Annotated in this window: 28 protein-coding genes; 1 reads left to right on the plus strand and 27 read right to left on the minus strand. The window is 38.8% G+C overall.

Annotation, left to right across the window (positions count from 1 at the left end):
• Positions 1 to 54: 54 nt before the first annotated feature.
• Positions 55 to 924, plus strand: coding sequence for a YitT family protein (locus ACQKIM_RS12790; protein WP_427544381.1), 870 nt, complete (start codon positions 55 to 57; stop codon positions 922 to 924).
• Positions 925 to 1,290: 366 nt separating this feature from the next.
• Here ACQKIM_RS12790 and ACQKIM_RS12795 read toward each other — a convergent pair whose 3' ends face one another.
• The 27 genes from ACQKIM_RS12795 to spoIVA all read right to left on the minus strand — a co-directional run bounded on the left by ACQKIM_RS12795 (position 1,291) and on the right by spoIVA (position 25,975).
• On the minus strand, positions 1,291 to 1,965 hold the full coding sequence (locus ACQKIM_RS12795; protein ID WP_427544507.1) for a zinc metallopeptidase: 675 nt from the start codon (positions 1,963 to 1,965) through the stop codon (positions 1,291 to 1,293).
• Positions 1,966 to 2,025: 60 nt separating this feature from the next.
• Positions 2,026 to 2,622, minus strand: a complete 597-nt coding sequence (locus ACQKIM_RS12800) for a DUF1405 domain-containing protein (RefSeq protein ID WP_427544384.1) — start codon at positions 2,620 to 2,622, stop codon at positions 2,026 to 2,028.
• Positions 2,623 to 2,944: 322 nt separating this feature from the next.
• Positions 2,945 to 3,739 (minus strand): c-type cytochrome, encoded by a 795-nt coding sequence (locus ACQKIM_RS12805; protein WP_427544387.1) that lies wholly within the window; start codon positions 3,737 to 3,739, stop codon positions 2,945 to 2,947.
• 41 nt (positions 3,740 to 3,780) lie between these two features.
• On the minus strand, positions 3,781 to 4,455 hold the full coding sequence (gene qcrB / locus ACQKIM_RS12810) for a menaquinol-cytochrome c reductase cytochrome b subunit (RefSeq protein ID WP_054770303.1): 675 nt from the start codon (positions 4,453 to 4,455) through the stop codon (positions 3,781 to 3,783).
• Positions 4,456 to 4,474: 19 nt separating this feature from the next.
• Positions 4,475 to 4,981, minus strand: coding sequence for a ubiquinol-cytochrome c reductase iron-sulfur subunit (locus tag ACQKIM_RS12815; RefSeq protein WP_427544390.1), 507 nt, complete (start codon positions 4,979 to 4,981; stop codon positions 4,475 to 4,477).
• Between the two features lie 154 nt (positions 4,982 to 5,135).
• Positions 5,136 to 5,585, minus strand: a complete 450-nt coding sequence (locus ACQKIM_RS12820) for a DUF2487 family protein (RefSeq protein ID WP_427544393.1) — start codon at positions 5,583 to 5,585, stop codon at positions 5,136 to 5,138.
• Positions 5,586 to 5,729: 144 nt separating this feature from the next.
• The gene (locus ACQKIM_RS12825) at positions 5,730 to 6,287 is read right to left on the minus strand and encodes a ReoY family proteolytic degradation factor (RefSeq protein WP_427544396.1); all 558 of its coding nucleotides are present in this window, start codon (positions 6,285 to 6,287) and stop codon (positions 5,730 to 5,732) included.
• Positions 6,288 to 6,301: 14 nt separating this feature from the next.
• On the minus strand, positions 6,302 to 7,552 hold the full coding sequence (locus tag ACQKIM_RS12830) for a tetratricopeptide repeat protein (RefSeq protein WP_427544509.1): 1,251 nt from the start codon (positions 7,550 to 7,552) through the stop codon (positions 6,302 to 6,304).
• Positions 7,553 to 7,666: 114 nt separating this feature from the next.
• Positions 7,667 to 8,953: a 3-phosphoshikimate 1-carboxyvinyltransferase gene (aroA, locus tag ACQKIM_RS12835; RefSeq protein ID WP_427544398.1), complete on the minus strand. Its 1,287-nt coding sequence runs from the start codon at positions 8,951 to 8,953 to the stop codon at positions 7,667 to 7,669.
• Between the two features lie 83 nt (positions 8,954 to 9,036).
• Positions 9,037 to 10,134, minus strand: a complete 1,098-nt coding sequence (locus ACQKIM_RS12840; protein ID WP_427544401.1) for a prephenate dehydrogenase — start codon at positions 10,132 to 10,134, stop codon at positions 9,037 to 9,039.
• Positions 10,131 to 11,231 carry a histidinol-phosphate transaminase gene (gene hisC, locus ACQKIM_RS12845; protein ID WP_427544404.1) on the minus strand — a complete coding sequence of 367 codons (1,101 nt, stop codon included), beginning with the start codon at positions 11,229 to 11,231 and terminating at the stop codon, positions 10,131 to 10,133. Before hisC ends, ACQKIM_RS12840 begins: the two co-directional genes overlap by 4 nt.
• An 18-nt stretch (positions 11,232 to 11,249) precedes the next feature.
• Complete coding sequence (gene aroH / locus ACQKIM_RS12850) at positions 11,250 to 11,618, minus strand: chorismate mutase (protein ID WP_427544407.1); 369 nt, start codon at positions 11,616 to 11,618, stop codon at positions 11,250 to 11,252.
• On the minus strand, positions 11,615 to 12,706 hold the full coding sequence (gene aroB, locus ACQKIM_RS12855; RefSeq protein ID WP_427544410.1) for a 3-dehydroquinate synthase: 1,092 nt from the start codon (positions 12,704 to 12,706) through the stop codon (positions 11,615 to 11,617). The genes aroH and aroB overlap by 4 nt, the downstream gene beginning before the upstream one ends.
• Positions 12,707 to 12,709: 3 nt before the next feature.
• Positions 12,710 to 13,891, minus strand: a complete 1,182-nt coding sequence (gene aroC / locus ACQKIM_RS12860) for a chorismate synthase (RefSeq protein WP_427544413.1) — start codon at positions 13,889 to 13,891, stop codon at positions 12,710 to 12,712.
• A 436-nt stretch (positions 13,892 to 14,327) separates the two neighbouring features.
• Positions 14,328 to 15,098 carry a CheR family methyltransferase gene (locus tag ACQKIM_RS12865; protein WP_427544416.1) on the minus strand — a complete coding sequence of 257 codons (771 nt, stop codon included), beginning with the start codon at positions 15,096 to 15,098 and terminating at the stop codon, positions 14,328 to 14,330.
• A gap of 84 nt (positions 15,099 to 15,182) precedes the next feature.
• Positions 15,183 to 15,413: a hypothetical protein gene (locus ACQKIM_RS12870; protein ID WP_283871531.1), complete on the minus strand. Its 231-nt coding sequence runs from the start codon at positions 15,411 to 15,413 to the stop codon at positions 15,183 to 15,185.
• A gap of 158 nt (positions 15,414 to 15,571) precedes the next feature.
• A complete protein-coding gene (locus ACQKIM_RS12875) occupies positions 15,572 to 17,200 on the minus strand; it encodes a long-chain fatty acid--CoA ligase (RefSeq protein WP_427544419.1) in 1,629 nt (542 codons plus the stop codon).
• Positions 17,201 to 17,321: 121 nt separating this feature from the next.
• Positions 17,322 to 18,089: a 3-hydroxyacyl-CoA dehydrogenase gene (locus tag ACQKIM_RS12880; RefSeq protein WP_427544422.1), complete on the minus strand. Its 768-nt coding sequence runs from the start codon at positions 18,087 to 18,089 to the stop codon at positions 17,322 to 17,324.
• Between the two features lie 15 nt (positions 18,090 to 18,104).
• Positions 18,105 to 19,253 carry a thiolase family protein gene (locus ACQKIM_RS12885; RefSeq protein ID WP_427544512.1) on the minus strand — a complete coding sequence of 383 codons (1,149 nt, stop codon included), beginning with the start codon at positions 19,251 to 19,253 and terminating at the stop codon, positions 18,105 to 18,107.
• A 361-nt stretch (positions 19,254 to 19,614) separates the two neighbouring features.
• On the minus strand, positions 19,615 to 20,031 hold the full coding sequence (ndk, locus tag ACQKIM_RS12890) for a nucleoside-diphosphate kinase (RefSeq protein WP_427544425.1): 417 nt from the start codon (positions 20,029 to 20,031) through the stop codon (positions 19,615 to 19,617).
• Between the two features lie 86 nt (positions 20,032 to 20,117).
• The gene (gene hepT / locus ACQKIM_RS12895; RefSeq protein WP_427544428.1) at positions 20,118 to 21,092 is read right to left on the minus strand and encodes a heptaprenyl diphosphate synthase component II; all 975 of its coding nucleotides are present in this window, start codon (positions 21,090 to 21,092) and stop codon (positions 20,118 to 20,120) included.
• Positions 21,093 to 21,111: 19 nt separating this feature from the next.
• Positions 21,112 to 21,816, minus strand: a complete 705-nt coding sequence (locus tag ACQKIM_RS12900; protein WP_427544431.1) for a demethylmenaquinone methyltransferase — start codon at positions 21,814 to 21,816, stop codon at positions 21,112 to 21,114.
• A 15-nt stretch (positions 21,817 to 21,831) separates the two neighbouring features.
• The gene (locus ACQKIM_RS12905) at positions 21,832 to 22,599 is read right to left on the minus strand and encodes a heptaprenyl diphosphate synthase component 1 (RefSeq protein WP_427544434.1); all 768 of its coding nucleotides are present in this window, start codon (positions 22,597 to 22,599) and stop codon (positions 21,832 to 21,834) included.
• A 244-nt stretch (positions 22,600 to 22,843) separates the two neighbouring features.
• Entirely contained in the window at positions 22,844 to 23,062 is a 219-nt protein-coding gene (mtrB, locus tag ACQKIM_RS12910) for a trp RNA-binding attenuation protein MtrB (protein ID WP_008180408.1), read from the minus strand.
• A 63-nt stretch (positions 23,063 to 23,125) separates the two neighbouring features.
• Positions 23,126 to 23,695: a GTP cyclohydrolase I FolE gene (gene folE, locus ACQKIM_RS12915; RefSeq protein WP_054770293.1), complete on the minus strand. Its 570-nt coding sequence runs from the start codon at positions 23,693 to 23,695 to the stop codon at positions 23,126 to 23,128.
• Between the two features lie 329 nt (positions 23,696 to 24,024).
• Positions 24,025 to 24,297 carry an HU family DNA-binding protein gene (locus ACQKIM_RS12920; RefSeq protein ID WP_054770292.1) on the minus strand — a complete coding sequence of 91 codons (273 nt, stop codon included), beginning with the start codon at positions 24,295 to 24,297 and terminating at the stop codon, positions 24,025 to 24,027.
• A 199-nt stretch (positions 24,298 to 24,496) separates the two neighbouring features.
• The gene (gene spoIVA / locus ACQKIM_RS12925) at positions 24,497 to 25,975 is read right to left on the minus strand and encodes a stage IV sporulation protein A (RefSeq protein WP_427544438.1); all 1,479 of its coding nucleotides are present in this window, start codon (positions 25,973 to 25,975) and stop codon (positions 24,497 to 24,499) included.
• Between the last annotated feature and the right edge of the window lie 82 nt (positions 25,976 to 26,057).

Here is a 26,057-nt window from a genome sequence, read left to right on the forward strand (position 1 = left end):
AAATATCAGATAATAGATAGCACTACTTCATTTGTTGGAACTACAGGAGGATACATGCTAAAACAGATTAAAATTCGCAATATCATAGCAATTATGCTCGGAGCTGCCATTTTTAGCTTTGGCTTCGTCCACTTTAACATGCAAAATCAGCTTGGTGAAGGTGGCTTAAGTGGAATTACGCTTATACTTTATTTTACACTAGGTTGGGACCCTGCCTTAATGAATTTACTATTAAATATTCCTATGTTTATCATAGGCTATCGTTTACTTGGAAAAAAGTCATTTGTTTATACACTTGTGGGAACTTTATCGGTATCTGTATTTCTTAAAGTTTTCCAAAAATATCAATTTACGATTCATTTAGAGGACGATATGTTACTCGTTGCTCTTTTTGCAGGTGTATTTGTTGGACTAGGGCTTGGCATCGTCTTTCGCTTTGGTGGTACGACTGGTGGTGTGGATATTTTGGCACGACTTGGACATAAATACTTTGGCTGGAGCATGGGTAAAACAATGTTCATCTTTGATGCCATCGTTATTATTCTATCATGGCTAACATTTTTAGATGCACGTTCTATGATGTATACGCTTGTTGCGGTATTTGTTGGAGCGCGTGTCATTGATTTTGTTCAAGAAGGGGCTTATGCTGCACGTGGAGCACTTATTATCTCTGAAAAATCAAGTACGATTGCCGAAATGATTGCACTGCGAATGGAACGTGGTATCACAATTTTAGAGGGACATGGTCATTTTACAAAGCAACAAAAGGAAGTAATATATTGTGTTATTGGTCGAAATGAGGTTGTTCGATTGAAATCGATCATTCATGATGTAGATCCCCACGCCTTTGTATCAATTATAGAAGTTCGTGATGTTGCAGGGGAGGGCTTTACCCTTGACGATCAAAAGCAGCCAATACATTAGGCAAGAGCATTTCATTAAAAGGCAATGCAAGTTCCCACTGCATCTACATTTTAATTCCAAAAGAATTCAAACTGCTAGCTATCATTTCAGGCGAGCAGTTTTTTTCTCTGACTGATTATTGTTTATAGATCAATTTCGCCCTGGCGTAATTGCGTCCGGATTTTGAATTGAGCCCGCACAATTCATTCCTTTGAAAATCCGTGACATCCGCCAGGGGCTTTATCTTCATTCAGTAGGTGTTTGGACACCCACTGAAAAGGAACCAAAACCGCATTAATCTTACCCTGTAGAGGTGGGAGTCTTCTGCTGAATGAAGATAAAAAACTTGCCATAGTGGCGAATTCACCACTACAACAAGCTTTTACATTAATCATCACTACGCATATTTGTAAAGATTAACACTAAACGTAATAATTCTAAGACAGCTACCGCTGCGGCTGCAACATATGTTAATGCCGCTGCACTTAACACTTTTCGTGCTGGTCGCTCTTCCTCATTTGTAATAATACCTAGTGAATTCATCTGCACTAATGCACGCTTGGATGCATCAAATTCAACTGGTAATGTTACTAATTGGAAAACTACTCCTGCCGCTAATAATATGATACCTAACAACAAGAAATTCGAACTACTAGCAAAAATACCAATCATTACAAATATCCAAGATGCATTGGATGAAATATTTGCTACTGGAACTAGCTTACTACGTAATGTTAGCATGGAATAAGCTTCTTTATGTTGGATGGCGTGGCCCACCTCATGGGCAGCAACAGCAGCACCTGCAACACTCGCTTCATAAAAGTTACTTTCTGATAAAGCTACCGTTTTTGTTGCCGGATTATAATGGTCCGACAAAACTCCTTGCGTTGGAACAACTCGTACATCATATAAACCGTTCGCATCTAAAATCGCACGCGCTACCTCTGCACCTGTTTGTCCCTTCATTGTACGTTCTTTCGCAAACTTATTGTACGTGCCTTTGACCTTCATTTGAGCATATAGCGGCAGTAGCAATATAATCGCAAAATAAACAATATACATGGCTATTGACAATTTTCTAACCCCTTTCTACCTCGATACTATAATTCTATAATCAATACCCTAATTCGGCAAATATTTGCGCCACCTAATTGAGAAAATAGCTAAAAATATACATGCAATTGATAACCAAAACGTAAAATAGCCAATATAGTTAGTATAATCAGCTAAATCACGGTACATGGGCATTTGTCCAAAAACATAATCAATAACATCATTATGTAATGTCCATACTGCTGCCACAGCGATATGCCAATATGTAAAAACATATTTCCCAATATAAAGGATCGCTTGAACAGCCATTGCAAAATGGGAGCCTACGAGCATCCATCCTTGCCAGCCAATCGAGCCTGTTTCAATCAGTGTCCAGATATTCATAACATCTGCCCAAATCCCATATTTCACCAACGTGACAAGGGCAAGGACTTCCATCAATGGCCAACTCTTTCCCAAAATCCAGACTAACAAAACAAAACAAAAGAATAAACTGGCAGTTGGGCTATCTGGCACAAAAATATAAAAAATGGGCTTTGTTATTGCTAGCTGCCAACCATACCAATAATAGCCGTAAATAGTTCCAAGTAGATTAATAATAAGTAATACAACTAAAAATGATTTATGTGTAAGGAGATACCAGATATTTGCACGTGTAATTTGCATGTTTAACACTCCTTTGTCTTACGTCTTTACTAAGATGCCTTTTTTAACTGTTATTATGTATCATATCGTTTTAAACTCCCCATTTTGTGATGGGAAGACAATATCTATTCTAACAAAATGGCACAAACTATTCAGCTCGCAAACTGTCAAGCTTCTAAATTTATTGATACAGAAGTCTGACTTTGGATGGTTATGGAAGGGGTGTACACAAATAAAATATTATTGTAATAAAATATATTTCACAGGAACTTTATTGAAGCTGATACAGTCTTATATAAAGCGAGAAAAAAAGAGCCAGTTTCCTGACTCTTTTAAACTAAGCCTATTCTTTAGCTTTTAAGCTTGCAATAAATTCAGCTAATTGCTTCGCTTCTTCATCTGTACCATGGAATTGACCTTTTGGCATATCGCCACGACCATTAATCATAATTTCTTCAACTTCTTCAGCAGTTAGTTCATTACCAACTAATGCTGGAGCAGCTGGACCACCTTTTAAATCAGCAGCATGACAACCGATACAAGTCTTAGCTTGTTCACCAGTGTCACCATTCCATATTGCAAATCCTGGTAGAGATTCATCAATTTCAACTTCAACCTCTTCTACAATGGCACCCATAGCTTTTTGGGCTTCCCAGTCATGGTTCACAACTGACTCCCAAGTTAAGTAGAACATAGCAGCCAAAGTCAATAACATAAACGCAGTTGGTAACGGACGTTTAGATGGACGACGTTCTGGACCCTTGTCTAAAAATGGCATTAATAATAGCGCTCCAAATGCAAGACCTGGAATTACAAGGGTTCCAATGACTTGGTATGGACCAGAAGCAAATGAGTATTTTAAAAGTTGATACATAGATAAGAAGTACCAGTCCGGTAGTGGTGTATAGGATCTAGTTGGATCTGCCGGCCCTTCAAGTGGCGATGGATGAGCAACTGTTAATAATAAATAAGCAATTAAAAATACAGCACCTACCATCCACTCTTTAAGTAAGAAGTTCGGCCAAAAAGCTTCCGTCTTACCTGGATATTCGGAATAATCCTTTGGAACGTTCGGCATTCTGTGATTCGCTTTAATACGAGAATCGCCAACAAATTTCATTCCTTTTCCGCGATGCATAGTGTCCCCTCCTTTTAAAGATCATCGAACCGTCAAGACAATTACAACGGTCCTGAAATTCCTTGACGACGAATCATGATAAAGTGCGCTGCAAGTAACCCAAACAATACTGCAGGTAAGAAGAATACATGAATCGCAAAGAATCGTGTTAACGTTTGAGCTCCAAGAATCGTTGAGTCACCCGCTAATAAGACTTTAATCATCCCACCGATAAACGGTACAGATGCAGCAATTTCGATACCTACTTTTGTAGCGAATAATGCTTTCATATCCCAAGGTAATAAGTATCCTGTAAAGCCTAGACCCATCATTACCCCAAAAATACCTACACCAACCATCCAGTTTAATTCACGAGGTTTCTTATAAGAACCTGTAAAGAATACACGAAGAGTATGTAAGAACATCATTACGATTACTAATGAAGCTCCCCAGTGGTGCATACCGCGTACGATTTCACCAAATGCTACTTCGTTTTGTAAATAATAAACTGACTTCCATGCATTCACTACGTCTGGTACATAGTACATTGTTAAAAACATACCAGATAAAATTTGTATTACTGTAATGAAAAATGTTAATCCACCAAAACAGTAAACGAATGCTGAAAAATGATGTGCAGGGTTTACGTGCTCAGGCACTTCATGGTCTGCAATATCACGCCAAATTGGTGTAATATCTAGGCGTTCATCGACCCAATCATAAATTTTATTTAGCACTGTTGTCGTACCCCCTTACTTATTTAACTAGAGTATTTGCTTTAGTTGGACCAAGCATTAAGTAACCATCTTTTTCTGATACTTCGTATTCATCCAACGGACCTGTAGGTGGTGTACCTGGAACGTTTTTACCGTTTTTCTCGTAACGTCCAGCATGACAAGGACAGAAAAATTGATCTGGGTGTGCTGAATCTTGTGCCCAGTTCACCATACATCCTAAATGCTTACAAACAGGTGATAATGCAATTATTTGGTCGCCCTCTTTGTAAACCCATGCCATATTTGTTACTTCTGATTTGTACCATGCATCAACTTGTTCAAATTTTAAGTCAACTTTAACAGGTGTGTCAGTAATATCAGCGACTTTATGCTCCGTTTGTATAAAATTCCCATTACCATGATTTTGTAGCACTGGGTCAATTGCAAAGCGAACCATTGGCATCAGCATACCTGCCGCCATAAAGCCACCTACACCAGTTAGTGTATAGCTTAGGAATTGACGACGTGAAACTCGATTATTACTCATTTTTTTCCCCCCTCTAACTTAAAGGTCAGTCCAACGGACATATTTTTACAAATAGTAATACTAGGACATATCTATGATATATCAAGTCCATAGCTTGGTCAATATAGCATTCTGTGGAAAGCTGGAGAATGTGAACATTTATTGAAACAAATTGTTAAATCTGTGCCCATCTGGTCGAAAAAGTCGGAATCACTTGTCGTAGTTGATCCTCAAGAATAGTGTTTTTCACACCTTTTTCCATGCTTTCTAATGGAATCGCTGGCAGCCAAATAACATTTACTACATCTCCAATATTTGTCCAAAAATGGTCACAAGTAATGAAGAACACATGCTTAAAACCAGCATTATGTAATTGTGATTCTAGTTGTTGAGGTAACTCTTCGTTTTTCAAAGCTGCACTATACGAAAATGGCGGCAGCAGTAATAAACGACCTTTAAATTGCTGCTCAATAAATGACGTCAGTGATAACAAAAAATCAGCTTCTGCTCCGCTCTGTTTCATTTTTTCAGAAGTTAAATCAATAGATACGAGTGGAACAATTGCTGTATCGATAAATTCCTTCTGCGCCATAAACGATGTCACATCGTTTGCGTTAAAATACATTCATCAAACCTCCTTAATCTTACCAACATAAAAATGCCCTTCTCCACTCTTCAATTAGGATATCCAATAAAAAGTGAAAACAATCATTCACTAGTTATGTTACCATATTGAGGTGGATAAAGGACATTCAATTTTTACCTATCACTAATGTAAATTAGCCGTTTCCTTTAAAGCTTGTAACAAATTTGACAATTCATAAAAGCGCTCTTCATCTCCCTGATCAAGTGCTTCATCAATTTGTGCGAGTAATTTTTCTTCTTGGAATACGAGTAAGCTGTTGGAAAGCAGCTCTTCTGCCAGTAAACGGTCTTTTTCACTAACAATCAGTGTTTCTGGCATATAAGGGTTTTCTTCAAGAACTGCTAAGTATTGTGCACTTGGTGGTATATTCGGAAAATTCAATTGTATATACATATCTTCTTGTTCATGTAAGCGTAAATCATGAAAGGATTTCTCAGCATCTGCTGTCATTACATTGCCTTTATAAAAACGAAATGGCACACCTGTTGAGTCAACAGTTGACATCACCATTGCTCTTGGGCAATAGTGTGCTTCTTCAACAAATCGGATTCGCTTTAATAGCTCGTCATTACTTAAAAGGTAATTTAAAATCCATACACACTCACGACGTTTCAATTGATAATTTTTTAAAAACCATCGAACAAATGCTTTTTTATCGACAACTGATACAGAAGCAGTCATACCCACTCCCTCCTTTACTCAAATTCTAAGGATTCTAACTTCTCTTGCCACTCTGGTTCACCTGGTTGAATAGCTATTAATTGGCCGAGTACTTCCTTCGCTTCTGAACGCTTTCCTTCCTCTAACAAGAAGTAAACATATTTTTCTAAAAATGTTGCGTCTTCCTTAAAATCATTATATGCCAAACTGTAAAATTCGTATGCACGGTCGTACAATTCTAAATTTTCATATGCCTCTGCAGCAAACGGATATAGAGCGCTCCATTCAAAATCATTTTGCTGCAATGTCTCAAATAATTCGATGACATCTTCAAAACGTTCCTGCTGTGCTAAAAGAGAAATTAAGACTAATACTGCCTCCATGTATTCAGGATCTAACGCAATCGCTTCACGTAAATACTGTTCTGCCTCAGCCTGTAGTCCATTTTTCAGTGCCATTTTGCCAGCAAATAAATACAAGGATTTATCGTATTCATCACGCTTTAAACCTTCCAGAATAGCGCTATAGGCTTTTTTATTATCATCTGTCATGGCATAGCTTTCAGCAAGTAATAAATAGGCAGAAAAATAATCAGGATCTAATTCTTTTAATTCTTCTAATTGTTTTATCGCCATTTCATATTTTTGTGATTGAAATGCAGAATAAGCTGCGCCAAATAAAATATCTGGCTTCACTTCATCCTCAAGGGCTGCTAAATAATACTCTAAAGCTGTTTCATAGGCAGCACCGGCTCTATATACCTCAGCAAGACGTTCTAGAAGACTGACACCTGCAAACTCACCCTGTTGTGCATTTAACTCTTCATATAGTCTCGCAGCCTCTAAAAAACGACCTGTTTCAAATAATAGCTCTGCTTTGGCAAAATGTAATAATGGTTCATCAGGTAAAATAGCTAACGCCTCATTGATACGTTTTTCCGCTACCTCAAACAAACCTTGCATTTGATAATAATCCGCTAATACTAATAAAGCTTGTGGATATTCCGGTGAGGTCTCCTCAATTTCCAGTAATAAATCTAATGCCTCATCCTCATCACCAAGCTCCATTAATACATTTGCACGATCGATTTTTAACTGTGCCTCATCTGGAAATAAAAATTGCAAATGCTCCAGTACACGGTCAGCTTCTTTCATATACCCATACTGCATAAAAACCTCAGCTAGTGCATAAATTTCCTCGGGTAGCTCCTTTATTAAAAAAGATTCCAGCAGCTGATCAATTAAAGCTAAGTCCCCTTGTTCAAGTGCTTGCATCATTTCAGTCATCGCATTGTTCACAGTTATTCACCTATTCTTTCATTGATATCTTTATGCTACAAAACATTTTCTTTCGAAACAAGAAAAAACTCCCCAATTACTTGGGAAGTCATTCATCGTTTTTTACTTTACAGACTCGATATGCTCAAAAAATGTTGGATAAGACACTGCTATACAGTCAGCGTCATCTAATGTAACCGCTCCGTCTGTTATAAGTGCTGCTACAGCGCCCATCATACCGATACGATGATCACCATATGTTTTGAGGCTGGCACCTAGTAATGGCGTTGGTCCTTCAATCACCATTCCATCTTCGGTAGCTTCAATTTTTGCACCAAGCTTTCTTAATTCATCTACCACAGCCGTTATTCGGTCTGTTTCCTTCACTTTTAGCTCCTCTGCATCCTTAATGATGGTTTTGCCGTCCGCCTGTGTGGCTAATAAAGCAAGAATTGGAATTTCATCGATAAGTCGAGGAATAATCTCCCCCTCAATTGTAGTGGCTTTTAATGATGAAGTTTCAATTGTAATTGTTGCAGTCGGCTCTGCCTGACTATCTTCATTTGGAATCACTGTCATTGATGCACCCATATTTTGAAGAATTTCAATGATACCGTCGCGAGTTGGATTAATTCCGACATTTTCTAGTGTGATTTTACTATTATGACAGATAGCACCTGCCACTAAGAAAAAGGCAGCTGACGAAATATCACCAGGTACAGACACATGTGTCCCTGTCAGAGTTTGACCGCCTTCAAATGAGATTACACCATCCCGCACATCAATCTCTGCACCAAATTGACGGAGCATGCGTTCAGTATGATCTCTAGATATTTCTGTTTCTCGTACGATAGTGGTACCTTCCGCACGTAAGCCTGCCAGTAGAACAGCCGATTTCACTTGTGCACTTGCAACAGGCATATGATAATCAATCGCCTGTAACGGTGTCCCCTGGATAGCTAACGGGGTGTATTGACCATTGACTCTCCCTGTAATGTGTGCGCCCATTTGACGTAAAGGATCTATGACACGACGCATTGGTCGCTTGCCAATCGACGCATCCCCTGTCATTACTGAATGGACGTTGGAACCTGCTAGAATCCCTAACATTAGGCGTGTCGTTGTCCCTGAGTTGCCAGTATATAATACCTCTGTAGGTTCTTGCCATCCGTCTATTCCTGGACTGTCTAGGGAGACATTGGTGCCTTCCACATCTATTTTTACACCGAGTTTACGGAAGCAATCAATTGTACTTAAACAATCCTCTCCTAATAAAAAGCCATCTACTGTCGTTTTACCTGTTGCAATAGCTCCAAACATAACAGAACGGTGAGAAACAGATTTGTCACCTGGGATCGTTAAAGTTCCTTGTAAGGAAGGTTTATTATATTGTAATATTTTTTTACTCATTTTTTTCCCTCCAATATGAAGATAAAAAGCGCCGTAATTCGACGCTTTCTTTGTAATTAGGCATTTCTCTAACTATGGAGCACCTATGAAATATATGTTTCAAATTTTGCACGCTTTTGGATGCATGCTGCTGCACGTTCACGGTCACTTTCATTTTGCAGACTAATTACAAGAATCCCAAAAACATCCTCTCTGGACTCTACGATACGTAAATTCGTAATACTGATCGCTTCATCTGCAAGCAGGCCTGTTACTTCAGAAATGACCCCTGGATAGTCGGGAACATCTACATATAAGTCAAATGATGTAAACATTGCTCCTGCACTTATCGGTAATTCATCTCTAAGCTCTTTCGCTACCGCAAAATAGCCTTCAATATCATTCGAACTTCCATGTAGTAGGAGCTCCTTCACACGCCCCATTTCCTTTTCCCAGCCCTCTAGCTGGGCAATGAGTTCATCACGGTTTTGTAATGTAATATCTCGCCATAAAATCGGATTGGATGAGGCAATACGTGTTACATCACGGAAGCCTCCCGCCGCAAGTGAGCGTGTCATCGGATATTCCCCATTTTCACCGCCCAATTGATGCACAAGAGAGGCAGCTACTACATGTGGAAAGTGACTAACAACAGCTGTCATATGATCATGCTCGCGAGCTGAAACACTGACTACTTTTGCATGTGTGAATTTTAATAAACTTTCAAGCTGTGCCATGTTGATAATTTCTTCACCAGCCAGTGGTGTCAGCATATAATAAGCATTTTCAAAAAGATGGGCTTTCGCAGCTAATACACCGCTTTTATGAGAGCCCGCCATAGGATGACCCCCAATAAAGGTAATGCCTAGCTCTCGTAATTCCCCGGCCTTTTGCATAATCATTTTTTTTGTACTTCCTGTATCTGTTACAATAACTTTTTTCTTTAATGGCCATGTTTTCAATTGTTCCATCCACTCTAGTGTTGCGTTAACGGGCGTCCCAAAAATTATGACATCTACGTCGCCAGCAACTGATTTGGGATCTACCACAATGTCATGAACGATATTTAGCGTTTGGGCATGCTCACGTGTTTTAGCATCCATATCATAGCCAATAATTTTCGTTTCTGGTGCCTTCTGTAATGCCAATGCAATTGAGCCTCCAATTAGACCAAGCCCAATTACGAGTACTTTGCGTGTCATGCAAAAACCCCTTGCTCTTTAAGGACATTCTCAAGTTGACCGAGTAACGCTTCATTTTGAGCCTCAGTACCAATTGTTACGCGGATAAATCCAGGTAATCCTAAAGCCTTTCCACTTCGGACTATAAATCCTCGTTTCATCAGCTCTTGGAATACAACATCGCTATCAGCATTAATATTAAAGAAAATAAAGTTTGTATCAGTAGGGAAGTATTTCAAATTATGTTTTTCACAAAATTCAATATATTGCTTTTTACCGTTTTCATTCGCATCACGACATGCTTGTATATAATCTTGATCACTTAAAGCGATTGCCGCAACTGCTTGGCTTAATATAGTATTGTTAAATGGCGCTCTTACTGGGTCTAGCTTAGCAATGACATCTGGTTGTCCAATTGCATAGCCAACGCGGAATGAAGCAAGACCATATGCTTTTGAAAATGTGCGCAATAATAGTATATTTGGATACTCCTCGATTAATGGGAGCGTATCTTTATGTTCAGGATGTGTCACATATTCGATATAGGCTTCATCTAATACAACAAGGACATCATTTGGTACCTTTGCAAGGAAGGCCCGTAAGTCAGTATCCGGAATAACAACACCTGTTGGATTATTTGGACTACACACCCAAACAATAGATGTTCGCTCATCAATTGCCGCTGCCATTGCATCTAAATCATGTGCACCTTCAATACATGGAATTTTACGTACTTCTGCACCTTCTATTTCAGCATTATGCCAGTATTGGGAGAAGGATGGGTCAGCCATAACTGTATTTACCCCTGGATACAACAAAGCACGTGTAATAATAGCAATGATATCGTCAGAGCCGTTACCAAAAAGAAGCTGTGTTTCTTTCACACCTAGAAAATTTGCAACAGCCGTACGAAGATTTTGTGCATAGCCATCTGGATAAAGGGCATGATTCACTGCATTATTTTGTAAATAAGCCGTTACCTTAGGTGAGCATCCAAACGGGTTTTCATTCGATGCTAATTTAATGACTTCCTTTAAGCCATATTCACGTTGTACTTCTTCAATTGGTTTACCTGGCTTATAAGCTTGCATACCGTCCAATTGTTGTTTCCATTTCATCTCAAACATCTCCTCTACTTATTTAGCTTGGGCTAAATCTGGTCTTAATTTCACTGCATCATTGAGATACAAGTGCTTTACATCTTTTTGTGCTACTTCTACATCAGCATGAATTAATACACGAATACATAATGGTAATGCATTTGGTACATCCATTTCATGTGTGCACATAACAGGGACATATTGCCACCCGTCCATTAATCGTACGGCACGTGCTGGAAATGCAGACGTAATATCAGGTGTTGTGGAAATAAGAATTGAAGCAATATCATCCACCTCTACTTGATTTGCTTCTACTACTTCTCGCACTAATCTTGCTGTCTCATCCCATACAAGCTCCGGCTTGTCAGATTCAATTGTAATTGCTCCTCTAAGTCCACGAATCATACAAGCACCTCCGCTAATAGCTGTCGAAATTCTGCATCTACCTCTTTGCACTCTACTAGATCAATTGGCTGCACAAAAGGATTACCTACTTTTTTCAGTAAAACAAATTGCAAAATCCCATACTCTGCTTTTTTATCTTTCAGTAAATACTCTGTTAATTGGTCAAAAGTATAATCATTTACAGCCTCAAATGGATAACCATTCTTCACTGCAAAATGTAAAAATGATTTAGTAAAGTGGCGATCTAGCTCACCATATCGTTCACTTAATAATAAGCAATAGACAAGCCCAATCATAACTGCTTCACCATGCGCTACTTTCCCATAACCCGCTGCAGCTTCAATAGCATGTCCATACGTATGACCTAAGTTCAAAAACTTCCGTACAGATTGCTCTGTTTCATCTTCAGCAACAATTTGAGCCTTCACTTCAATACCCTTTCGAAGCTGTATTGCTAATTCTTCTGTACTGAAATGAATGACCGTTTCGGCTGCCATTAATTCCTCTAACCATGCGGCATTAGATATCATGGCATGCTTTATCACTTCTGCAGTACCCGAACGTACCTCACGTTCAGGTAAACTCTCAATAAATACAGTATCGTAAATAACCCCCTCAGGTTGATAAAACGCGCCAATCATATTCTTTCCTAGTGGATGATTAATAGCTGTTTTACCACCAACTGCTGAGTCGTGTGCCAAAATGGTTGTTGGGATTTGAATAAATGGTACTCCACGCATAAATGTAGCAGCAACAAAGCCAGTTAAATCTCCCACAGCACCTCCGCCAAATGCAAAAACAAAGGACTTGCGAGAGCATTTTTGCCGTAATAAAAATGTCTGTGCTGCATTGTATTGTTCGAAGGTTTTGCATGCCTCACCACTTGGTAAGACAAATACCTCAAACTCATATGGAAAATTTGCCTTGAAATAATCTCCTTGAGCTGCCCATACATTGACATCTGTAAAAACAATGAGTTTATCAGCTTTTTGAAGTTTATCCTCAAATGATTTTACTGCTTTCGTTAAAAAATTATGACCAAGAACAACCTCATATTGATGTGATTTTGTTGCAACTGGAACTCGCATAAATTAGAACCCCTTTGTATAACGACGTTGTTCTTCGATTTGAGCTTTTAGTTGTGGTAATTGATCACTATGGAATTGCTCTAAAATAGCATTCGCAATTTCCCAGGCAATAACGTGCTCAGCTACAACTGATGCTGCAGGTACTGCACAGCTATCAGAGCGCTCTACGCTTGCTTTAAATGGTTCTTTTGTTTCGATATCAATGCTTTGCAAAGGTTTATATAATGTAGGAATTGGCTTCATAACACCGCGTACTACAATTGGCATTCCTGTAGACATTCCGCCTTCTAAGCCACCTAGGCGATTTGTTGCACGTGTATAGCCTTGTTCTTCAGTCCAAGTAATTTCATCATGTACTTCAGAACCTTTGCGACGTGCCATTTCAAAGCCAATTCCAAATTCAACACCTTTAAATGCATTAATAGACAGCATAGCGGCTGCTAATTTGGCATCAAGCTTACGATCATAATGAACATATGATCCAACACCAGCTGGCATTCCTTCAACGATAACCTCTACAACACCACCAATTGAATCACCAGCTTTTTTCGCTTCGTCAATCGCCTCTACCATTTTGGCAGAAGCCTCTGGATCTACACAGTAGCATGGGTCTGCTTCAATAATTGCACGAATTTCATCAGCAGATTTTCCCTCCACTAAAGAAGTATCTGCCTTAATACCAATAATTTCTGTTACATGAGACACAATAGAGATGCCTAATTCATTTAATAAAGCTTTAGCCACTGAACCTACAGCTACACGAACAGTTGTCTCACGTGCAGAGGAACGTTCTAGCACATTCCTTAAATCACGATGTCCGTATTTCATGCCTCCTACTAAGTCAGCATGCCCTGGTCGTGGTCGTGAAATTTGACGTTTGATGTCTTCTGGATTCACATCTTCTGATAAAGGCTCTGCTCCCATAATTTTAGTCCAATGCTTCCAATCATCATTTGTGACTACGAGTGCTACGGGAGAACCAAGTGTTTGACCATGACGAACACCAGCAACTATTTCCACTGTATCTGTTTCGATTTGCATACGTCGACCGCGACCATGTCCTCCTTGACGACGCTTTAAATCGTGGTTAATTTTTTCTGTTGTAATTGGCAAGAGTGATGGTAATCCCTCAATAATTGTTGTTAATTGGGGACCGTGTGACTCTCCCGCTGTTAAGTAACGCATAAACGCTTTCTCCCTTCAACTCGCTAAAGTATGTATTTTTCACTATAACATATATTCTCTAAAAAAACAGTCCTTTTGCAAATGTCTTTCAGCCTCTCGTTCATTGTTTACAAATTTTGAAATGTTCTAGCAACTTATGAATTTAAAGCAATTCTATCCTAGACTGAAAACACTATTTTAAATGCGAATATTCTGAACGATTTACATACATCACATTTAAAACGTCATCTATCTAGTAGTGATTCTCAACATAATGAGATACAGCTATCGATTCAAACGTAAATTGTGATTTTTCATTCGCTCAACTATAAAATAAAAAATACGCCTTTTGCTTATGACAAGCGAAAAGCGTACGATTTATTTATGTCTGATGCCTTCAAATATGTACATGACATTCATACGGTCTATTGTACCAGTGCTTTTCTCATATTATTAATTATTTTCGTCTATAAAAGAACGTATCTTCCACGTCAAACTCATAGCGTGATGGATTAAAGATTTGCTCTGTTGAACCAACAAACAATACTCCATCCTTCCGCAATGCTTTACTAAAATTCCCATAAATCTGATCCTTTGCATCTTCTGTAAAGTAAATCATCACATTACGACACACTATTAAATCATAATTCGAATCGTAGGAATCATTCAGAAGGTTATGCTTTTTAAAAGTCACACAACGTTTAATTTCATCTTTGACTCTAAAGAAGGCGCCTTCTTGTTCAAAATACTTGGCTTTAATATCGTTTGGCACCTCTGCTAAAGAACGCTCTGGATACACACCTAACTTTGCCTTTTGAATGACATTTTCATCCAAATCTGTGGCAATAATTTGAATTTGAGATAAGGGTACTAATTGAGATAATACCATCACTAGTGAATACGGTTCTTCACCTGTTGAACAAGCAGCACTCCAAATTTTCAAACGCTTATTTGATTGCAATAATTTTGGGAATATTTTCTTTTGTAACACTTCCCAGCGTTTACCATTTCGATAAAATTCAGAAACATTGATCGTCATGCGATCTAAAAACTCATTCATTAAATCACGATCTTGTTCAAGTGCCCTTAGAAAGTCTACAAAATTACGATATCCTTTTTTCTCATATAGAGAAGTCAATCGTCTTTTCATTTGCGCTTCTTTATATAACGCTAAATCTATTCCTGTTTTGCGCTTGATACCTTCTATAAATTGTTCATAATCAGACATACGGTTATCTTCCCCTCTAGCGTCGTATTTCCATTATAGCGGAAAAGTGCCAATCCTGAAATAGTCTTTCAACTGTTATCCAAGTTACTTATTTGAATTTTGTTTTTCCTCTAGTAATAACACTTTCGATTGCTCTAGTTCTAGACGCATTTTTTCTGTCTCCATCGTATATGTTTCTAATCTGAGCTTTTCTAATTCCAGCTCTTTATCGATAGATTTTAGTTTAATTTTTTGCTGCCTTGTGCGGGCGTCCGTAAAAATGCCGGCTAAAGAAATTATGACTCCTCCAATAATCGCAACAATTGCAATTGACAATACGTCCACATCCTTTCGTTAATAATGATTATACGGCAAAATGGAAAAAATAGTTTCATTTTTTCTGTTCATTCTTACATCAATTTATGAATATTTTCCCAATCGAAATATTCCCATAAAAAATGAAGGTAGTTCATCACCACCTTCAAAGTCTTAGTTTATTGTACCTCTACTCGATAGTCCTTCAAGTCTTCTCGTAATTTTGCCTTTAAGAATTTACCGACAGAGGTCTTCGGTACCTCATCTAAAAATACGATGTCATCTGGAATCCATGTTTTATGGAATTGATTCTCCAAATCAGTTAGTAGCTCTTCCTTTGTGATGTTGTCTTTATATTCAGGCTTTGGCACAACACATGCTAAAGGTCGTTCAATCCACTTTTCATGAGGAATTGCGATTACTGCCGCCTCAAATACTTTAGGATGTGACATTAAGGCATTCTCAAGCTCCACTGACGAAATCCATTCCCCTCCACTTTTAATTAAATCCTTTGTACGGTCTGTAATTTTTATATAACCATCAGCTGTCATGACTGCAATATCCCCTGTGTAGAGCCAGCCATCTTTAAAGGCTTCGGATGTACGTTCATCATTATAGTACTCTCCAGCAACCCATGGACCTCTAATTGTCAGTTCCCCCATTGTTTTGCTGTCCCAAGGAACTTCACCATTTTCATTAACAACACGTGTTTCAATAAGCGGCACTGTTATGCCCTGTGTGATTCGTACATCCATTTTTTCATCCGACGTATAATCTTGCATATGTGTTAAATATGTGGACAAGCTAACTAGTGGAGACGTTTCTGTCATGCCATAGCCTGTAATGTAAGGAATTTTAAGCTCCTGTTCAAAACCACGAACGAGTCCCTGCGGTGATGCAGACCCTCCACAAACAATTAAACGCAATGAGGATAAATCACGTGAATTTTTTCGTTGCTCCTGTAATACGCCAAGCCAAATTGTTGGCACACCAGCAGTTAGTGTAACCTTATATGTTTCAAATAAATCTAATAGCAGCTGCGGTGTAAACATAGGTCCAGGTAACACCTGTGTTGCACCAAATAAAACGCTAGCGAATGGAAATCCCCAAGCATTTGCATGGAACATTGGGACAACAGGTAATACAACATCTGCTTCACTAATTGCAATACTATCAGAGAGTCCTGCAGCGATACTGTGAAGAACGATACTGCGATGCGTATAAACGACACCCTTTGGCATCCCTGTAGTTGCGCTTGTGTAGCACATGCCAGCTGGTGTATTTTCATCTAAGTCCTCAGGGAATGTAAAACAATCATTTGCTTTTTTAAGCAATTCTTCATAGGAAAGCGCATTTGGTAAGGGGATGGTTTCCGGTATGACTGCATCTCCCATTACGATAAAATGCTTCACGGTTTTCAACTGAGAGACAATTGGTGCAATAAGTGGCACCAAGTTATCGTCAATGAGTAATATTTCGTCCTCCGCATGATTAATAACATAGACCATATGTTCAGGTGCTAAACGAATATTAATCATATGCAAAACAGCTCCTGCACATGGGACAGCAAAATAGGCTTCTAAATGTCGGTGATGGTTCCAAGCAAAGGTCCCCACCTTCGTTCCACGTTCCATCCCTAATTTTGAAAGGGCGTCAGCTAATTGACGAGTCCGTTTTACATAGTCTTTGTAAGTAAACTCATGAATAGTTGCAGGGCTTGTCCGTGAATATATTTTCTTTGCATGGAAAAATCGTTCTGCTCGATTCAAAAAACTTGTTAATACTAAAGGTGTATCCATCATATTCATAACAATGCTCTCCCCTTTGTTCACAAAATTTTTGAAACATCCAAGGCTGACTGCTGCAAGCATAATATTTATGTTACTAATGTTTTGATAGAAATGTAGCTCTAGCTTTTCATGATATCCGCTACTTCGACTGCATACGAATAGCGCCGTCTAAGCGTATTACCTCACCATTTAATAAACCATTTTGAATAATACTTTCGACCAATTGTGCATATTCAGATGGTTTCCCAAGACGTTTAGGAAATGGCGTCATTTTTGCAAGTGCCTCTCGTGCTGGCTCTGGCAATGATGCAAACATTGGTGTCTCAATCAACCCTGGTGCAATGGTCATCACACGCACACCTATCTCTGCTAATTCCCGAGCAATTGGCAATGTCATCGCTGCTACACCGCCCTTTGATGCGCTATAGGCTGCTTGTCCTATTTGCCCATCAAACGCAGCTACCGATGCAGTATTGATAATAACGCCACGTTGACCATCCTCATTCGGCACATTATGCTGCATTTTCTCAGCTGCAAGACGAATAACATTGAAGGTACCGATTAAATTGACAGCAATGACCTTTTCAAATAAAGCAAGCGCATGGACACCACGCTTTGAAATTACTTTACTTGCATCCGCAATACCTGCACAGTTAACTGCAACGTTAATGGAACCGAACATAGTTAACGCTAGTTCTAGCCCTGCCGTTACATCCGCTTCTTTTGTTACATCAACGTGTGCATATCCAACACTATTTCCTAATTCCTCTGATAGAGCATGTCCTCGCTCGTCATTGACATCAAAAATAACGGCTCTACCACCCTCAGCAACGATTTTTCGTACAGTGGCTTCCCCTAATCCAGATGCGCCTCCTGTAACAATGGCTATTACTTCATGACATTTCATCCACTACAACCCCTTTTATATTTTTTCAATAATAGTGGCATTTGCCATGCCCATACCTTCACAGATAGCAAGTAATCCATAACGCAAACTTTCCCGTTCCATTCGGTAGAGCATCGTAGTTAGTAGCTTTGTACCCGTTGCCCCTAATGGGTGACCTAAAGCAATTGCTCCCCCATCTGGATTGAGCTTTTCTGGATCTGCTCCAATTTCATGCAACCAAGCAAGTGGCACAGGCGCAAAAGCTTCGTTCACTTCGTACGTATCAATGTCTTCAATCTTTAGACCTGACCGTTCTAGTGCTCTTCTAGTTGCCTCTATTGGACCAGTTAACATCAGAGTTGGATCTGAGCCGACGACAACTCTTGTGATGATTTTAGCAAGCGGCTTTATACCAAGTTCCTGTGCCTTCTCTAAGGACATAATGACGATTGCCGATGCACCATCACTCATTTGACTTGCATTACCAGCTGTAATTACACCATCCTCCTGAAAAACTGTTTTCAATCCATTTAATCGATCAATTGTCGTTTCAGCTCGTGGTCCCTCATCAACAGAAAATGTGGAAACAGAGCCATCCTCTTGTGTTACTTGAATTGGCAGTATTTCATCTGTAAAATAGCCAGCTCCTATCGCTGCTAATGCTCGCCTATGACTATTGCAAGCATAGTTATTTAACTGCTCCTTTGAGAAGCTCCATTTTTCAGCCATTTTCTCTGCTGATAAACCTTGGTGAATAATGGCATAGTTATCCTGTAAGCGTTTACCCTCATGAGCACTCTGCATATTCGTACCCATTGACACCCTCGTCATACTCTCAACCCCGCCAGCTATAACGATATCCATATCCCTCGCTAAAATGGCCTGTGCCGCAAAATGAACGGCCTGCTGACTTGAACCACATTGTCGATCAATAGTTACACCAGGAACAGTCTCAGGAAAGCCTGCCATTAATAAGGCTGTTCGAGCAATGTTAGCACCTTGTTCAGCCGTTTGTGTCACACAGCCTAAAATAACATCCTCAACCTGATTCTTCTGGATTCCTGCGCGTTGTACCACCTCTTGTAGAACATCTGCGGCTAAATCATCCGCTCGTACATTGCATAATGCCCCTTTTCTTCTACCAACTGCTGTACGAACAGCCGCTACAATCACCACTTCTCTCATCATGAAAAACCCCTTTGCAACGTAATTCTACTATTTCCTATCACTTTAAAGTGTATAGGGAAGTTATGAAATATATTCTTGATTATTAAACTATTGAAAAACTTTAATTATCAGAATATTATAGCATTTATTGTACATGAGTAAGAAGTTTTTAACAATTCTACATGTATCTAGAGACATTTAATTGAGATCTAGGACTCTATCCATTACTTTGATTGTTTTATCCATCAGTTTTGAGGTCCTATCCAGCACTTTGATGATTCTATCCGTCAGTTCGTGAATTCTATCAGTCACTCCTCTAAATCAGCGCAATAAAAAAGCAATCTCAAACTAAATTGAGATTGCCTAATCCATTTGCAAATTAAACTAAATCTTCACCGAAGAATAAGCCGATTTCGCGCTCTGCAGAAGCAAGAGAGTCAGAACCGTGGATGATGTTGTGAGAAACAGTTGTTGCATAGTCACCACGGATTGTACCTGGATTTGATTCTTCAGGTTTTGTTGCACCCATCATTGTACGAGCAAGCTTGATTACGTTTTCGCCTTCCCATACCATAGCGAATACAGGACCAGAAGTGATGAAATCAACTAATTCACCAAAGAATGGACGCTCAGCGTGCTCCGCATAGTGCTTTTCTGCTAAATCTTGAGAAATTACCATTAATTTAGCACCTTTCATTACAAAACCGCGACGTTCGAAACGGTCTACGATATCTCCTACTACTTGACGCTCTACGCCATCAGGCTTAACCATTAAAAAAGTTTTTTCGATTGCCATGTTAAAAACACTCCTTAAATTCGTCTAACAGGTTTTACACCTACCGATAAATATTAACAAAAAATGAGCCTTTGTACAACAAAAAGCTAGAATTTACGCTTGCCCATAAACAAAGCAACATCACGCAGCTTTTTCTTAACGGGATGTTTTGGTAAAGCTTCAATTTCTTGCAAAGCTTTTTTCAAATATTTATCACTCATATGATTAGCTTGCTCAATTGCACGAGATTTACGCACATACTGTAACATATTTTGTCTTTCTATCTCAGTTAATGTACCCGCAAATACCTTTACGAGGTAAGGCTGCATCTCTGGATCATCTTTTAATAATAAAATCGGTAAGGTAATATTTCCTTGTAATAAATCACTGCCTGCTGGCTTCCCTAATTCTTTATCCGTTGCCATAATATCTAAAACATCGTCTATAATTTGGAAGCTCATGCCTACAAAATAGCCGAAGCGTTTCAAATGTCTTACTGTCTTAGCATCGACACCTGCTGCTACTGCACCGAGCTCACAACTTGAAGAAATCAGCAATGCTGTTTTGCGTTTAATACGTCTAAAATAATCCTTTATACCCTGATCTAATCTAAACTTATCTTCGATTTGAATGACCTCACCGTTACAAATCTCCACCATTGTTCGCGCTAAAATTTGATGAACTAATGGGTCTTCAAGCTTCGTTATATATTCTAGTGCACGTGCAAAAATAAAATCGCCCGTGTACATTGCTACTCTATTATTCCATTGGGATTTGACAGTCGGGCGTCCTCTTCGCATATTGGAATCATCAATAACATCATCATGCACAAGTGATGCCATATGAATAAGCTCTAAAGGCACAGCAACATCCTTCATTTTCTGGATATCATATTCCCCAAATTTTGCACCAAGCAATACAAAAATTGGCCGTATCCGTTTGCCACCAGCTTGTAATAAATGGAGAGAAGCATCATTGATCAAATAGGAAGAAGAGTTCACTGCTTTTTCTAATTCTTGTTCAATGATATCGATATCTGATTTCAAATCGGAATAGAGTAGTTTTAACTTCATCTTTTCCACGCGTGAAAACCTTCCCCCATTAACGTATCTTTTTAAAGCCCATATGCATTGCCGCAGCACCGCCACTGTATGCTTTGTACGTTACTTTTTCTAAACCTGCCTGCTGAAACATTGCCGCTAACTTTTTCATACCTGGGAAATCATTTGCAGATTCCTGTAGCCAAGAATATTCTTTATAGCTTTTCGCAAATATTTTACCAAATATCGGCATTATAAATTTAAAATAAAAACGGAATAATTGTCGATAGCCTGGAATTTCTGATTGTGATGTCTCTAAGCAAACAACCATTCCTCCAGGTTTTACAACTCGATTCATTTCTTTTAGCACTTGTAAATAATCCGGAACATTACGAAGACCAAAACCAATCGTCACATAATCAAATGTATTGTCTGGAAAAGGTAGTTCCATGGCATTCCCATGTATAAGCTCAATTTGAGGATATGGCTTTACCTTTTGCTCCCCAACATTCAGCATATTTTTACTGAAATCAAGCCCCTTTACCTCTCCATTTTCACCCACTGCCTGTGCCAGGGCAATAGTCCAATCTGCTGTCCCACAACAAACATCCAATGCCTTTGATCCAGGTTTTACAGCCATGTGCTTCATCGTATCATTACGCCAGCCAATATGCATCTGGAAACTAATAACGCCATTCATTTTGTCGTAGTTATCCGAAATACTTTCAAATACTTCGTGAACGTGTTCTTCTTTCGTTTTAGCCATTTTGAAAAACCTCTCTTATCCATTAGTAGAAGCAATAGATGCCTCTACACGTGCTTGTAGAGCTTGTTTCACATCACCTTGTATAAACGATGCCTCAGTAATCTCCTGTAATAGCTCTTTTTTTAATTGCACAATTTTATCCTGGATGACACTGTAATAGGTAGTGCCATCATACTTTGCACTCTCTTCAAGCGCCTTGCTCATTAAAGACACTTGTCCACGATGATAAGCTACCCATTCTCTCTCTAAACGTAAAATAATTAAGCTTTTTTCCACTATTGGAATATACTTTTCGAATGAATAAAGTTCAAAAAATTTGGCGATTAACCCTGATTCTATAGTGCTCATTGAGGCAATCCATTGCTCAATCGATCTTTTTGTTGCCTCATACACCTTTATTTGGTGTTCACAGCGTGCCACAATTCCTTGTGACAAATTTCGAATCAAAGCGACATTTCCAGACATCGCTAAAATCTCATAATAGCGCCCACTATAAAAGTCTCCAGCTAAAACGGTTAGCTGCTGTTCTTTAGATGTGGCATCTAATTCTTTTATATGATCGTGCGCCGCAAGGGCTGCGTACACAATTCCCACTGTAATCGCAGCTTCTCTTTGCTCCTGCTGCCACTCCTCACCATTCAAAAAAGGAACTAACAAGTAAAACAATTGATTTTCATCAAGCACAGGAACCCCTGTGTATTTTTGCAAAGTTCTATGACGAACATCCATGAAAATCTCTGTTTTTAACTGTGCAATTGAATTTTGAATGTATGTTGCATTCATAGTCCTTACTCCATTCATTTCAAATACGTTAGTTGCTTCTATCTCCTAACGTTTGCTTACTGAGTCATTATAGCATACGCGACGATTTGTCATAAAAAAATTTCGTTTCCATCAACATATTAGGCAGCAGACTTTTCACCATCAAAATGGTTGAAATCCAACTGCCTTTAAAATCGGATTAAAACAATACTAAGTTTACACATCTAAGCAAGTTATATGTGCCATGTAATGGACCATACAGCTTTTATTTTTTAGCTTCACTATGAATAACACCATGAGCTGTATGAATTTGCGCTTTCCCACGAATTTTCATAGCAGATGTATGTTCAGTGAATTGAGCAATCATCACTTCGCCTGCATCTAATTTTTCAGAATGGTGAAATTTTGTATCTGTTCCACGCGTTAAACCGATTACATGCACGCCATCTTCCTCTGCTTGAATAACAATATAATCTTGTGACATTATTTGTACACTCCTTAAATCCGACAAATTCTTAGTCCATCATAACATAATTAGACATGCAATTTAAGACATTTGAATAAATGACAATACTTCTCTTCGTTTTACTTCATCTTCCTCATAAATGCCACGTGCAACCGATGTCACAGTTTTAGAGCCTGGCTTCTTTAAGCCACGCATCGTCATGCACATATGTTCCGCTTCAATCACCACATACACTCCTTTTGGAGATAGCATTTCCATAATTGTATCAGCTACAGAGGAAGTTATACGCTCTTGTAATTGCGGACGGCGAGCAATTGTTTCTACAGCACGCCCTAATTTACTTAGGCCTGCAACTATTCCATCGTTAGGTATGTATGCCACATGAGCTTTTCCATAAAAAGGAACCAAGTGATGCTCACACATTGAATAAAATGGAATATCCTTCACAAGCACTAATTCCTCATGATCTTCATGGAAAACTGTTTTAAAATAATCTCTTGCATCTTCATGTAAGCCACTAAACATTTCAGCATACATTTTAGCAACTCGTTTTGGTGTATCGAGTAAACCTTCGCGATTTACATCTTCTCCTACAGCTTCTAATATCATTTTTACTGCTTCTTCTATTTTCAATAAATCAACATTCGACATTCGTAAAAAACCTCCTGCTATCAAAACATTACACATTTCCCTATGCATCGTAGCATATACAAAAGGTTAGCGCAAAACGACTTACCTGATTGAATAAAATTCAATGCTTTACGAGCAATGACACCATTCTGAATTTCTGAAAAAGAGCATATTCTTGAATTATGCATACTCTATCTAGAATGCTTCATTTACAAAAAAACATCCCTTTTCAAATCCACTATGTATAATAATTATCTTGCATATAATTGCAAGCCTTCAGTAAAAGTTAAAAAGAGCAGCCTCCATGTTCGATTACATGAAGACTGCTCTATGTAACTACTAGACGTGTATTATTTTACAGCGTCTTTGAGCTGTTTACCTGGTTTAAAAGCAGGTACCTTGCTAGCAGCGATTTCGATTTCTTTACCAGTTTGTGGGTTACGACCTTTACGAGCCGCACGTTCACGTACTTCAAAGTTACCAAAACCAATTAATTGTACTTTGTCACCCTTTGCAAGAGCATCTTGAATTGTATCAAATACAGCTTCAACTGCTTTAGAAGCGTCTTTTTTTGAAAGACCTGCAGCTTCAGCAACAGAGTTTACTAATTCTGTTTTATTCACACCATTCACCTCCTCTCAAAGGGTCATGAATCAATTCTGTAAAAAGAGTAACACATAGAAAACCGCGACGCAACTGTATTCATTCATGATTATAACCAAAAAGTCAGTTTTTCACCCAAAAAACAAAAATAACAGGACTTTTCGCATAAAAACGAAAAGCCCTGCACTAATTTTTTGCGCTTTATTTTTCTTTTTATTTCTACAAAATAAACGTAACTAATCCTCTGTCACCCTCGTTCACCATTCGTTCGATTGTTTGACGCATACGTTTTTTGGCTGTAGATGGAACAGCATCCATTTTATAGCGAATTCCTTCTTTTAACACTTCATGCAATGGTGTTCCAAAAAGCTGTGTATTCCATAATGCATCTCGATCATGTAAATAAGCATGATTTAAATCCTTAAGTAACTGTTGACTATGGAATTCAGAGCCAATTAACGGAGCAAATTCAGATTCCATGTCTACTCGAATGATATGATAAGATGGTGCTTTTGCTTTCATACGGACACCAAAGAAATTATTTTGTTTAATGAGCTCAGGTGCTGTTGGCTCAAATTCCTGCATCATCGGCAATGTTACACCATAGCCAGTGGAATCGGCATCGTTAATAGCTGATTTAAAACGTTTTTGTGCTTCCTTTGCCTCAGCCGCTTCTTTAATAAATAGCAGCCAATCTTTCTTTGTTTCAATTGGTTCTTCTAGCCATTCATTACAAACGGATTTATATAGCTCCCCCTGTAAAGATACCCGTATAACTGCAGTTCCAGCCCCAGAGTCTACATGCACCACTTCACTTTGATCGATATAATCGATAGCTTTAAAGGCATCTGACGCCTGTTGTACATCTCGAATTCTCATAACTGAGGATAATACTTCTTCCATCGAATCAATAAGTGCTACATTCAATGGATGTGATGCATCTAAAACATCTAACCAATCTGGCTTTTCTACCTCAATTGTACGAATTGGAAATTCAAATAACGCTTCTTGCAGAATATACTGAACATCTGTTTCGCGCATTTGATCAATTGAAATCGCAATTACAGGGACATTATAACGTTCAAATAATTCATTCCGAAGCTGAACGGTCTCCTCTCTTGCTGGCATTTGACAATTTAACACAATGACAAATGGCTTTCCAATTTCAGTAAGCTGCGCAACAATTTCTTCTTCTGCCTTCTCCGCTGCTCGACGACTAATACCATTCACTGTACCATCCGTTGTGACAACAATTCCAATGTTGGCATGGTCTCGAATTACTTTATCTGTACCAATTTTCGCTGCTTCCTGGAAAGGAATTGGATCTGTGTGCCAAGGTGTATGCACATACTTTGGACCATTTTCGTCCTCATATCCCTTTGTCCCATCAATAATATAGCCAACGCAATCTGCTAAACGAATTTGGAATGTCATTTCATCTTCACCGACCGCAATACGTGTTGCTTGGGCAGGCACAAACTTCGGCTCAGCAGTCATAATGACTGGCCCCGGTGAGCTTTGCGGCAATTCATCTTGTGCTCGCATTCTTTCCGTTTCATCCACAATATTCGGTAACACAACTGCTTCCATAACCTTTTTTACAAATGTAGATTTACCTACACGTACTGGACCGACAACACCAATATAAACATCGCCATTTGTGCGCTCTGCAATTTCTTTAAATACTGCTTCACTCAAGGTTTCTGCCTCCTTTATCTACGCTTTTTCACTATATGCAAGTCCTTAGTCAGATATGAAAAAGCCCCCTACAAATGTAAGG

Source organism: Lysinibacillus sp. NPDC047702 (genome assembly GCF_050272555.1).
In the GTDB taxonomy this organism is placed as follows: Bacteria; Bacillota; Bacilli; order Bacillales_A; family Planococcaceae; genus Lysinibacillus.